We start from the raw sequence: 11,011 nt of genomic DNA, 5'->3' as shown, positions 1-11,011 counted from the left end.
AGGAGCGGATTTATCCGCGATGCGCCGCGCCGGCGGCGCTCGATCTCGAGCGCCCCGCAATGCTATCGTCGAGCGCCCCTAATTTTCCCCAAGCGTCCTTCGTTTTCATGGAAGCCGCCCTGCGCCCGGCGCGTTCGGCACTCATCATTCAAGGAGACAGGCAATGACTTCCGTTTTCGACCGCGACGATATCCAGTTCCAGGTAGTGGTCAACCACGAAGAGCAGTATTCCATCTGGCCCGACTACAAGGCGATCCCCAACGGCTGGCGCGCGGTGGGCAAGAGCGGCCTGAAGAAGGACTGCCTGGCCTACATCGATGAGGTCTGGACCGACATGCGCCCACTGAGCCTGCGCCAGAAGATGGCCGAAGCAGCGGCGCAGTAAGCCGGTGTCGAGCCTGAACCTGCTGTGCCTGCCGTACTCCGGCGCCAGCGCCATGGTCTACAGCCGCTGGCGGCGCAAGCTGCCGGCCTGGTTGCAGGTGCGCCCGGTGGAGCTGCCCGGTCGCGGCGCGCGCATGGGCGATGACCTGCACACCGACCTGCGCGGCCTGGCCCGGCAGCTGGCCCATGAGCAGCGCGCTGCCACCCAGGCACCCTACGCCCTGCTCGGGCACAGCCTGGGGGCGCTGGTCGCCTTCGAGCTGGCCCACGAGCTGCGTGCGCTGGGCTGTCCACCGCCGCTGGCGTTGTTCGCCAGTGGTACCGCGGCGCCGACCCGCCGCGAGGACTACGCCGGCGGCAAGTGGACCGAACCCCGTGGCGACGCCGAGCTGATCGCCGAACTGCGCAAGCTGGGCGGCACCCCCGAAGAAGTACTGGCCAACCAGGAGCTGATGAGCCTGACCCTGCCGATCGTGCAGGCCGACTTCCTGCTCTGTGGCCGCTACGCCTACCAACAGCGCCAGCCGTTGCAATGCCCGCTGCACGTGCTAGCCGGCGAGGATGATCGCGCCAGTGACGAACAGTTGCAGGCCTGGGGACGGGAGACCGTGGGGGAGCATTCGCTGGCGAAATTCCCCGGTGGGCATTTCTTCATCCATGAGCAGGAAGACCGGGTGCTCGACGTACTCTGTCGGACCCTGGAGCCGCTGCGGCTCTGTGCCTGAGCGGTGGTTGCCGTCGCGTTGTAGCGCCGTTTCAAACGTGGCTTAGCTGTTTTCCCTGCGTTGGGTTGGTCGCTGGTTCTCCGGCGACCAGGCCTGATATTTTTGCCAGTTGCAGGCCTGTTGTGTTGCACGCAGAGTCATACGGATAGACAACTCGTTCAGGAGTTTTCATGTCGGACTCAACCATCACCTCGAATACTGCATTGCTGGCAAGCGACCAGCATGGCTCGGTACTGCGTCAGCACGCAGTACAGGCCAGCCCCCCAACTCCCTACACAGCATTCGGGTTCCGGCCCGTCGCCAATGAACTGCCCTCGGTGTTGGGGTTCAATGGTCAATTGCAAGATCTGAAGACCGGAGGTTATCTGCTTGGTAATGGCTACCGGGCATACAGCCCGGTGTTGATGCGCTTCTTGTCACCTGACAGCCTGAGTCCTTTTGGCGAGGGAGGCCCAAACGCTTACGTTTACTGCAGCGATGATCCAGTGAACGCTGTCGATCCATCAGGACATAAAGGTACATACAGGATCAAAGTCGAGATCTACCACCGCAGAGGTCCAGTTCCTGGTGGAGATCCTGCCCCGACCCAACAACAGATCTGGAGTCGGCCTGGAAATACCAAGAATTTCGAGCTTGAGGCCAAACCTAAAGTATCTACCTCGCACGTGGAAAACCTTTATGTGTTCGAGTCCGGTGACGGCAAACCCATCTATGTCCTCGGGTTCCACGTAAAGGAAATGCAGGAATTAGCTGACCACAGGGAAACGATAGCTAGGGAGGGGACTGATAGCGAAGGCGCTCTGGATGCCTTGACCAACCGGGCCAAGGAAATAGTAAAGATGGGCGCAAACCTATATAAACAAGCGGCTGATCGCGAAAATAGAAACGTGAATTTTGTGCAGGATAACAACCCGCTGGTCAGGGAAAGCTGAGGTCTATATCTAATATCAGCGAAGGGAGTCATTCACGGTGCGCAGCGCGGGCAACGCTTCGTCTCACCGCTTTCTATCACTTTCCGCCAAGTATCCAAGCCTTGATTCAGGCACGGCCCTATGTATGCGGAACAGCCTTGACCATCCCCGCATACTGCGCCTTCAAATGCCCTTGCTCATCCAGCAGATACGCATCCATCACCTCCCGCACCACCGGCCCGGCCACCCGACCACCGGCCTCGCCGTTCTCGATCATCACCGCCACCACCATCGCCGGGTGCTCGGCCGGGGCGAAGCCGACGAACAGGGCGTTGTCGCGATGGCGCTCGAGGGTCTTGTCGCGGTTGTAGCGTTCGCCCTGCTTGATCGCCACCACCTGCGCCGTGCCGCTCTTGCCGGCGATGCGGTACTGCGCGCCGGCGGCGGCGGCGCGGGCGATACCGCGCGGGTCGTGCATGACCATCTGCATGCCCTGGCTGACCTGGTCCCAGGCGTGCCGGTCGTGCAGCACGATATCCGGCATCGGGTTGGGGTCGACCGTTGCCTGGCCGCCGATGGTCAGCGCCAGGTGCGGGCGGTGCCAGGCGCCCTTGCTGGCCAAGAGGCTGGTGGCCTGGGCCAGTTGCAGCGGGGTGACCTGCATGTAGCCCTGGCCGATGCCGAGGATCAGCGTCTCGCCGGGGAACCAGGCCTGGCGCCGGGTGGCGCGCTTCCAGGCCTGTGACGGCATCAGCCCGGGGGCTTCCTCGAACATGTCCAGCGAGACCTTCTGGCCCAGGCCGAACTCGGCCATGTAGTCGTGCAGGCGGTCGATGCCCAGCTTGTGTGCGAGGTCGTAGAAGTAGGTGTCGTTGGAGCGCATGATCGCCGTGTACATGTCCACCCAGCCATCGCCCGTGCGGTTCCAGTTGCGGTACTTGTGGTCGTAGTTGGGCAGCTCGTAGTAGCCGGGGTCGAAGACCCGGCTGGCGGGGTTGATCACGCCGCTGTCGAGGCCGGCGATGGCCACCTCGGGCTTGACCGTCGAGCCGGGAGCGTACAGCCCGCGCAGCACGCGGTTGAACAGCGGCCGGTCGATGGAGTCGCGCAGGGCGGCGTACTGCCTGTAGCTGATGCCCTTGACGAACAGGTTGGGGTCGAAGGCCGGGTTGCTGACCATCGCCAGCACGTCGCCGTTGGCCGGGTCGAGCACCACCACCGCGCCACGCCGATCGCCCAGGGCCTTCTCGGCGGCCTGCTGCAGGTGGGCGTCGAGGCTCAGCACGATGTCCTTGCCCGGCACCGGGTCGTGGTGGTTGAGCACACGCATCACCCGGCCCTGGGCGTTGGTCTCGACTTCTTCGTAGCCCACCTGGCCGTGTAGCTCGTTTTCGTAGAAGCGCTCGATGCCGGTCTTGCCAATCGATTGGGTGCCGCGGTAGGCAGTGCTGTCGAGGGTCTTGGCTTCCTTTTCATTGATGCGCCCGACATAGCCCACCGAATGGGCGAAGTGCTCGGCCAGCGGGTATTCGCGGATGAACTGCGGCTCGACCTCCAGCCCCGGCAGGCGGAACTGGTTGACCGCGATCAGGGCGATCTGCTCTTCGCTCAGGCCCACCAGCAGGGTCACCGGCTCGAACGGCTTGCGTCCACGGCGCAGGTCCTTGTCGAACTGGTGGCGGTCGTCCTCGGACAGACCGAGGATCTGCGCCAGGCTGTCGAGCACCTGCGCCGGGTCGCCGGCCCGTTCGCGGGTCATGGTCAGGTTGAAGCTGGGCTTGTTGTCGGCCAGCACCACGCCGTTGCGGTCATAGATCAGGCCGCGCTCGGGCGGGATCGGCAGCACGTGCACGCGGTTGTTCTCCGACACCGCGCTCTGTTGGTCATGCTGCAACACTTGCAGGACGTAGAGCCGGCCCACCAGCACCGCCACCAGGCTCATCACCAGCAGGGCGCAGGCCAGCAACCGGCGGTTGACCAGGTGCTTTTCCTTTTCGTGGTCCTTGAGGGGAATGGGCTGGGGCATGGGCTTCGTGGTGTCACGCAATGGGGCCGCGATGCTACGCGGGCGGGCAGGGGGGCTCAAGGCGAGCCCCGTCGCGCGGTCCCCATGCAACGCCGGTCGGCCCCGCGTCCAGGGGCCTGGCGGCAAATATGAAGTTTCCTTCATGGAACGCTGGCACGGCGCTGGGAACGATCGGATTTGTGGCGAAGGGATGGGATTTGTCAGAATACGCGATAAGCAATCATTATCATTCGCAAGGTAATCCATGCAGTCGGCTCTCGCTTCCCATGCCCCGGTGCGCATCCTCGCCATCGAGGACGATCCCGTCCTGTCCGCCCATATCGGCAGCCACCTGGGCGAGCGCGGCTTCGCGGTCACCGTGCGCCACGGCGCCGGCGATGTGCCACAGCTGCTGCGCGAGGGCGGCTTCGACCTGATCCTGCTGGATATCCTGCTGCCGGACAGCAATGGCCTGGACATGCTGATCGAGCTGCGCCGCCGCCAGCGCGTGCCGGTGATCCTGATGTCGGCGCTGGGCGCCGAGCAGGACCGTATCGTCGGTTACAGCCAGGGCGCCGACGACTACCTGGCCAAGCCCTTCAGCATGGCGGAGATGGATGTGCGCATCGATGCCCTGCTGCGCCGGATCGCCTACGAGCGCCAAGGCCCGGTCAGCCATCAGGACCTGGGCAGTGCCCTGGGCCTGACCTTCGACCCGCTGCGCGGCGATGTCTGCCACGACCAGTGCTGGGCCGGGCTGACCGGCTGCGAGTACCGCATCCTCGAGACCCTGCTGCATGCCCAGGACGAAGCGCTGAGCAAGACCTTCCTCTACCAGCAGGCGCTGAACCGCGCCTATTCGATCCATGACCGCAGCCTGGACATGCATGTCAGTCACCTGCGCCGCAAATTGCAGTCGATCGGCTACGCCGCGGCCAGGGTGGAGACCGTGCGCGGCGTTGGCTACATGCTCAAGCGCGTGCTCCCATGAGGCTGCCGGATCGCCACTCGCTGTTCTGGACGCTGCTCGGCGGCATCGCCTTGCTCAGCCTGCTGATCATCAGCCTGCATGTGGATGTCAGCCAACGCCTGGACATGGCCACCTCGACCCTCGGTAGCACGGCGCGCAACACGCTGTCCGATTACGCGCGACAGGCCGAGCAGGCCTGGGAGGAGGGCGGCGAGCCGGGCGTGGATGCCTTTCTCGACACGTTGACGGCGCAGGAGGGCGTGTGGGCGGCGGTGGTCGGGCCGCATGGCGTGTCGTTGTCGTCGCGGCCGTTGCGCGGGCGAGAGCGTAAAAAACTCAGCTTCATGCGCTCGCTGGACTGGTCGGTGGGGCGGCCCGGCGGCACGCCGACGTTCTACGTGCCGTTCAGCCGCGGCGAGGCCCAGTTGGTGATGGACCTGCCGGCGCGGCTCAATCCGCGCAAGTACAACCACCTGTGGCAGGCCTTGCTGGAGCGGGTGCTGCCAGCCGCCCTGGCACTGGGTCTGGGCGTGCTGCTGTACCGCCGGGTCATCGCGCCGCTGGGCGTGCTGCGGCGCCAGGCCATCGCCCTGAGCGCCGGCGACCTGTCCGCGCGGGTCGGCGGGCAACTCACCCGGCGTCGCGACGAACTGGGTGAACTGGCGGGGGCCTTCGATCACATGGCCGGTCGCCTGGAAAATACCGTGGCATTCCAGCGCCGCTTGCTGCGCGACCTGTCCCACGAGCTGCGCACCCCCTTGAGCCGCCTGCGTGTCAGCGGCGAGCGCGAGCAGGACAACCAGGCCTTGCGTCAGCGCCTGGAGCGCGAAGTGCAGGGCATGGAGCGGCTGATCAACGACACCCTGGAGCTGGTCTGGCTGGACACCGAGCGGCCGCTCCTGCCGCTGGCGCCGGTGGATGTGGCCCGGCTATGGGAAGTGCTGTGCGATGACGTCTGCTACGAGACCGGCTGGCCGGCCGAACAGCTGCGCAATGCGCTGCCTGCCGGCTGCACGGTGCTCGGCCACCTCAACAGCCTGGCCCAGACCCTGGAAAACCTGCTACGCAATGCCGTGCGCCACTCGCCGTCAGGCGGCGTCGTGACCTTGGGCGGCCGTTGCGAGGGTGATACCTGGTTGCTGTGGATCGAAGACCAGGGCCCCGGCGTCGAGCCGCAGCACCTGGAAAGCATCTTCCAGCCCTTTACCCGGCTCAATGCCGCGCGTCCGGGGGGCGATGGCTTTGGCCTCGGGCTGTCGATTGCCCGCAGCGTCACGCAGTTGCAGGGCGGAGAGGTCTGGGCGCAGAACCGCTCACCGGGCCTGCGGGTGAGCCTGCGGCTGAGAAATGTATAGATTGTAAAATAGATTTACTCTCAAATGAGAATATATAGCATTCGTTCTCGTCCCGTGCCGGCCCTGGGGCGAGTCGGATCGTCGTGCTCCCGCTCGCTCCTTGCCCGGACCGTTCCCAACGCGCAAGGAGTGTCCCGATGCAGCCCCGATTCAAGCTCAACCATCTCTGCCTGGCCCTGCTGGCGGCGTCGCCCGCGACCCTGTGGGCCGCCACCGGCAGCCAGGGCAACGAGGTGCTTGAACTGAGCGACACCCACGTGGTGGCCACCGCCGAGCAGGAGCTGAAACAGGCATCGGGCGTCTCGATCATCAGCGCCGAGGACATCAAGAAGCGTCCGCCGGTCAACGACCTGTCCGAGATCATTCGCAAGATGCCCGGGGTCAACCTGACCGGCAACGGCGCCAGTGGCTCGCGGGGCAACAACCGGCAGATCGACCTGCGCGGCATGGGCCCGGAAAACACTCTGATCCTGATCGACGGCAAACCGGTGACCTCGCGTAACGCGGTGCGCTACACCCGTGCCGGCGAGCGCGACACCCGCGGCGACAGCAACTGGGTGCCGGCCGACCAGGTCGAGAGCATCGAGGTGCTCCGAGGCCCGGCGGCGGCCCGCTATGGCTCGGGTTCCATGGGCGGGGTGGTGAACATCATCACCAAGCGCCCGACCCAGGAAATGACCGGCAGCATCACCGCCTTCACCAACCTGCCCGAGGACGATGCCGAGGGCATGACCAAACGCACCACCTTCAGCCTCGCCGGCCCGCTGACCGAGTCGCTGACCTTCCGCTTGTACGGCAACCTGAACAAGACCGACGCCGACGACGCCGACATCAACCAGGGCCATACCGATACCGCCAGCGGCTCGTCCCTGGCCGCCGGCCGCGAGGGCGTGCGCAACAAGGACATCAACGCCCTGGTGAGCTGGGCGCTGGACAACCAGCAGACGATCGATTTCGAGACCGGCTTCAGTCGCCAGGGCAATATCTACGCTGGCGACGTCGGCACCGGCGGCACCGACTCGCTGGTGCCGGGCAGCACCATCAACGGCTGGCTCGGTCGCGAGACCAATACCATGTACCGCCAGGACTTCTCGATTACCCATCGCGGTGACTGGGATTTCGGCACCTCCCGGGTACTGGCGCAGTACGAGAAGACCCGCAACAACCGCCTGCTCGAAGGCATGACCGGCAGCGTCGACGGCGATATCAGTGGCAACGAGAAAGCCACCAGCACCTACGACAGCTACCTGGTCCAGGGCCAGCTGGACCTGCCGCTGGATCTGCTGCGTCCACAAACCCTTACTCTCGGCGCCGAGTGGAACTACCAGGAACTCGACGACCCCAGCACCTTGAACCGCGCCGTGGGCACCACGCTGCCGACCTCCGCTGCCGGGGCGCGGCCCACCGACATGGACGCCACCATCATGGCCGTCTACGCCGAGGACAATATCGAGCTGACGCCGAACTGGTTCCTCACCCCAGGCCTGCGCCTGGACCACCATGACCAGTTCGGCGCCAACTGGAGCCCGAGCCTGAACACCTCGTACAAGCTCACCGAGGACGTCACCCTCAAGGCCGGTATCGCCCGGGCGTTCAAGGCACCGAACCTGTACCAGTCCAACCCCAACTACCTGTACCGCAGCAACGGCAACGGCTGTGCGCCGAGCCTCAGCTCGAATGGTTGCTACGTGCTGGGCAACGCCGACCTCGACCCGGAGATCAGCGTCAACAAGGAACTGGGGGTGAGCTTCGCCCGCGATGGCTGGAGCGCCAGCCTGACCTACTTCCGCAACGACTACGACAACAAGATCGTCTCGGCCAACGACGTGACCGGGCGCACCGCCACCAACGAGGCGATCCTGCGCTGGGACAACGCCCAGGACGCCGTGGTCAAGGGCTGGGAAGGCAGCATCGGCGTGCCGCTGCTGGGCGAGGCCGGCGAGGTGCTGAGCTGGAACACCAACTTCACCTACATGGACGCCAACGAAGACAGCGACGGCAACCCGCTGTCGGTGGTGCCGGAGTACACCGTCAACACCATGCTCGACTGGCAGGTGACCGAAGCCCTGTCGCTGAGCCTGACCGGCACCTACTACGGCAAGCAGGAGCCGCGCCAGTTCAACCCGACCCGCGAGGTCAGCGTCACGGCGCAGAACGAGCTGAAGACCCTTGATCCGTACCACGTCTGGGGCATCGGTGGCACATACGCGCTGAACAAGAACCTGTCGTTCGGCGCCGGCATCAGCAACCTGTTCGACAAGCGCGTGTACCGCGAAGGAGCGGGGACCAGCGCCGGCGCCGCCACCTACAACGAGCCGGGACGCGCGTTCTATGCGTCGGTGACCACCTCGTTCTGATGAAAGCGGGGCTGCTGCGCAGCCCTTTCGCGGCACAAGGTGCGTTCCTGCAGGAGATCACGTCCCTCTGTAGGAGCGGCCTTGCGCCGCGAAAGGGGCGCAACGCGCCCCCAAGGACTGCAAACCGTGAATCTCTCCTGGCCCATGTTCTCGCGCATCGTCGCCGCCGTGCTCGGCGGCTATGCCTTCACCTACGCCTTCACCGCCGCGCTGGCGCGGCTGCTGCCGCTGCAACCGGCGGATGCCCTGATCGTCGCCACCGTGCTGTCGTTCGCCGTCTACACCGGCGCGATCCTCTGGGCCTTCGCCTGCCGCAGCGCCACCCGCGCCTGGGCTGGCCTGGCGCTTGGAGTGCCGCTGGCGCTGATCGGCTTCTGGCCGCAACTGCTGGAGCGCCTGGGATGAAGCAGAAAACCATCACCCAATCCCTGTCATGGCTGCACACCTGGAGCGGGCTGCTATTCGGCTGGGTGCTGTTCGCCATCTTCCTCACCGGCACCCTGGCGGTGTTCGACAAGGAGATCGACAACTGGCTGCGTCCGGAAATCCCGGCGCACAGCCTGGGTAGCCGCGAGGCGGCGCAGACCGCGCTGGACTACCTGCAGGCCCGTCACCCGCACGCCCGCACCTGGAACATCGGCCTGCCCAACGAACGCGCACCCACCCTCAGCGTGTCCACCGGTGAGCAGCGTCGCGGCGGCGGACAGGCGCTGGACCCGGAAACCGGCGAGCCGCTGCAGGTGCGTGAAACGGCCGGTGGCGGCTTCTTCTTCCGCTTCCATTTCACCCTCAACCTGCCGCGCCTGCTCGGCATCTGGGTGGTGGGCCTGGCGGCGATGGCGATGCTGGCGGCACTGCTTAGCGGCATCGTCATCCACAAGAAATTCTTCAAGGAGTTCTTCACCTTCCGCCCGGCCAAAGGCCAGCGCTCGTGGCTGGACGCGCACAATGCCACGGGGGTGCTGGTGCTGCCGTTCCACCTGATGATCACCTACACGGGCCTGGTGATCTTCTACCTGATCTACATGCCAGCGGCCTCCGATGCGCTGTTCGGCGGGGATCGCGAGGCAATCAATCGCGCCCTGCGCGGCATGCCCGAACAGTATGCCGGCCAGGGGCGCCAGCCACCTCAGGAGGTTGCTGGGCCGGCGCCGTTGGCGGCGTTGCCGCCGCTGCTGGCCGAGGCCGAGCGCGTGCTGGGGCCGTTGGCCAGCCTGTCGATCCACAACCCGGGGCGCGGCGATGCGCGGATCGAGGTGCGCCCGCTGCTGGGCAATCGCATCGAGCTGACCAAGGGCCAGAGCATGGTCTTCGATGGTGTGACCGGCAAGGTATTGCGGGCGCCCGCCGAGAGCCGCCCGAGCCTGCTCACGCAACGGGTGCTGGCGGGCATGCATTTCGCCCAGTTCGGCGGCTACCCGATGCGCTGGCTGTACTTCGTCTGCGGCCTGGCCAGCTGCGCGATGATCGCCACGGGGCTGGTGCTGTTCACCGTAAAGCGTCGACGCCGGCATGACGGCGAAGGGGCGTTGGGCGCCGCGCTGTATATCGGCGCCGAGCGCATCAACGTCAGTGTGGTGGCCGGCCTGGCGCTGGCCTGCGTCGGCCTGTTGTGGGCCAACCGCCTGTTGCCGCTCGAGCTGGCGCAGCGCGGCGGCTGGGAAGTGCGGGTGTTCTTCCTGATCTGGCTGGCGACCTTGCTGCACGCCTGCCTGCGCCCCTGGTTACGGGCCTGGCAGGAGCAGCTCGGGCTGGCGGCGGCGCTGTGCCTGGGGTTGCCGTTGCTGAACGTGGTCACGGTCAATCGCGGCGACTACATCCCCCTGGAGGTCACCACCCTGGTGATCGGCGGCCTGCTGGCCGCGTGTGCCTGGAAAATCGGGCAGCCAGCGCCGGAGCGTGCGCTGCGTGTCCGTACGGAGGTCAACTGAAATGGGTCTGGCGATAGCCACGGGACTGTGGTTTGCGTACAGCGGCATGATCGCCCTGTGCCTGGGGCTGGAGCGGCACTACAAACAGGTCTGGGGACTGCCGCCATCGTTGTCGCTGCGTCGGGCGCTACGGGGATCGGGCTGGTTGGCGCTGGCGGCCAGCTTCGCCGCCAGCGTCGCGGCCTGGGGCTGGGCCATGGGGCCGATCGGCGGGCTTGGCCTGGTCTCGCTGGCGGGGTTGGCGCTGGTGCTGGTGCTGCCTTACCAGCCGCGGCTGGCGATCGGGACGGCTGTGGCGGGGTGGCCAGTACTGGCGCTGGCGACGCTGGCAGGGTGACGCCTGTCGGCGCATTTGCCATCCGTGTGGCGGCTC

Annotated in this window: 9 protein-coding genes and 1 pseudogene; 9 read left to right on the top strand and 1 reads right to left on the bottom strand. The window is 65.9% G+C overall.

Translation table 11 applies throughout. The features are described 5' to 3' along the window. Nucleotides 1–163: 163 nt before the first annotated feature. From HU735_RS03890 to HU735_RS27000, 3 genes and pseudogenes are all read left to right on the top strand, one after another. On the top strand, nt 164–385 hold the full coding sequence (locus HU735_RS03890) for an MbtH family protein (protein WP_003256222.1): 222 nt from the start codon (nt 164–166) through the stop codon (nt 383–385). Nucleotides 386–389: 4 nt separating this feature from the next. After that, nucleotides 390–1,109, top strand: coding sequence for an alpha/beta fold hydrolase (locus HU735_RS03885; protein WP_186712484.1), 720 nt, complete (start codon nt 390–392; stop codon nt 1,107–1,109). A gap of 272 nt (nt 1,110–1,381) precedes the next feature. Continuing rightward, a pseudogene (locus HU735_RS27000) lies at nt 1,382–1,624 on the top strand (RHS repeat-associated core domain-containing protein); the annotation flags it as partial. A 535-nt stretch (nt 1,625–2,159) separates the two neighbouring features. Here the strand turns inward: HU735_RS27000 and mrdA are convergent. After that, nucleotides 2,160–4,046, bottom strand: coding sequence for a penicillin-binding protein 2 (gene mrdA, locus HU735_RS03875; protein WP_186712482.1), 1,887 nt, complete (start codon nt 4,044–4,046; stop codon nt 2,160–2,162). 244 nt (nt 4,047–4,290) lie between these two features. Here mrdA and HU735_RS03870 point away from each other — a divergent pair, with 244 nt between their 5' ends. The 6 genes from HU735_RS03870 (at nt 4,291) to HU735_RS03845 (ending at nt 10,975) form a co-directional block, all read left to right on the top strand. After that, nucleotides 4,291–5,016, top strand: coding sequence for a response regulator transcription factor (locus HU735_RS03870; protein ID WP_186712481.1), 726 nt, complete (start codon nt 4,291–4,293; stop codon nt 5,014–5,016). Next, nucleotides 5,013–6,350: a sensor histidine kinase gene (locus tag HU735_RS03865; protein ID WP_186712480.1), complete on the top strand. Its 1,338-nt coding sequence runs from the start codon at nt 5,013–5,015 to the stop codon at nt 6,348–6,350. Before HU735_RS03870 ends, HU735_RS03865 begins: the two co-directional genes overlap by 4 nt. A 137-nt stretch (nt 6,351–6,487) precedes the next feature. Beyond that, nucleotides 6,488–8,707 (top strand): TonB-dependent siderophore receptor, encoded by a 2,220-nt coding sequence (locus HU735_RS03860; RefSeq protein WP_186712479.1) that lies wholly within the window; start codon nt 6,488–6,490, stop codon nt 8,705–8,707. A 144-nt stretch (nt 8,708–8,851) separates the two neighbouring features. Beyond that, on the top strand, nt 8,852–9,112 hold the full coding sequence (locus HU735_RS03855) for a DUF3649 domain-containing protein (protein ID WP_186712552.1): 261 nt from the start codon (nt 8,852–8,854) through the stop codon (nt 9,110–9,112). Continuing rightward, nucleotides 9,109–10,638, top strand: coding sequence for a PepSY-associated TM helix domain-containing protein (locus HU735_RS03850; RefSeq protein ID WP_186712478.1), 1,530 nt, complete (start codon nt 9,109–9,111; stop codon nt 10,636–10,638). The genes HU735_RS03855 and HU735_RS03850 overlap by 4 nt, the downstream gene beginning before the upstream one ends. A gap of 1 nt (nt 10,639) precedes the next feature. Next, nucleotides 10,640–10,975, top strand: a complete 336-nt coding sequence (locus tag HU735_RS03845) for a DUF3325 domain-containing protein (protein ID WP_186712477.1) — start codon at nt 10,640–10,642, stop codon at nt 10,973–10,975. The last annotated feature ends 36 nt before the right edge of the window (nt 10,976–11,011 follow it).

Source organism: Pseudomonas sp. BW16M2 (genome assembly GCF_014268865.1).
GTDB classification, from domain to species: Bacteria; Pseudomonadota; Gammaproteobacteria; order Pseudomonadales; family Pseudomonadaceae; genus Aquipseudomonas; species Aquipseudomonas peradeniyensis.
Note: the sequence above shows the minus strand (reverse complement) of the source record. Positions and strands in the feature narration are given on the sequence as shown.

Excerpts from the sequence above, each read along its gene's own strand:
- HU735_RS03870 (WP_186712481.1), top strand. The coding sequence starts at position 4,291 with ATGCAGTCGGCTCTCGCTTCCCATGCCCCGGTGCGCATCCTCGCCATC.
- HU735_RS03855 (WP_186712552.1), top strand. The coding sequence starts at position 8,852 with ATGTTCTCGCGCATCGTCGCCGCCGTGCTCGGCGGCTATGCCTTCACC.
- HU735_RS03845 (WP_186712477.1), top strand. The coding sequence starts at position 10,640 with ATGGGTCTGGCGATAGCCACGGGACTGTGGTTTGCGTACAGCGGCATG.
- HU735_RS03865 (WP_186712480.1), top strand. The coding sequence starts at position 5,013 with ATGAGGCTGCCGGATCGCCACTCGCTGTTCTGGACGCTGCTCGGCGGC.
- HU735_RS03850 (WP_186712478.1), top strand. The coding sequence starts at position 9,109 with ATGAAGCAGAAAACCATCACCCAATCCCTGTCATGGCTGCACACCTGG.
- HU735_RS03890 (WP_003256222.1), top strand. The coding sequence starts at position 164 with ATGACTTCCGTTTTCGACCGCGACGATATCCAGTTCCAGGTAGTGGTC.
- mrdA (WP_186712482.1), bottom strand. The coding sequence starts at position 4,046 with ATGCCCCAGCCCATTCCCCTCAAGGACCACGAAAAGGAAAAGCACCTG.
- HU735_RS03860 (WP_186712479.1), top strand. The coding sequence starts at position 6,488 with ATGCAGCCCCGATTCAAGCTCAACCATCTCTGCCTGGCCCTGCTGGCG.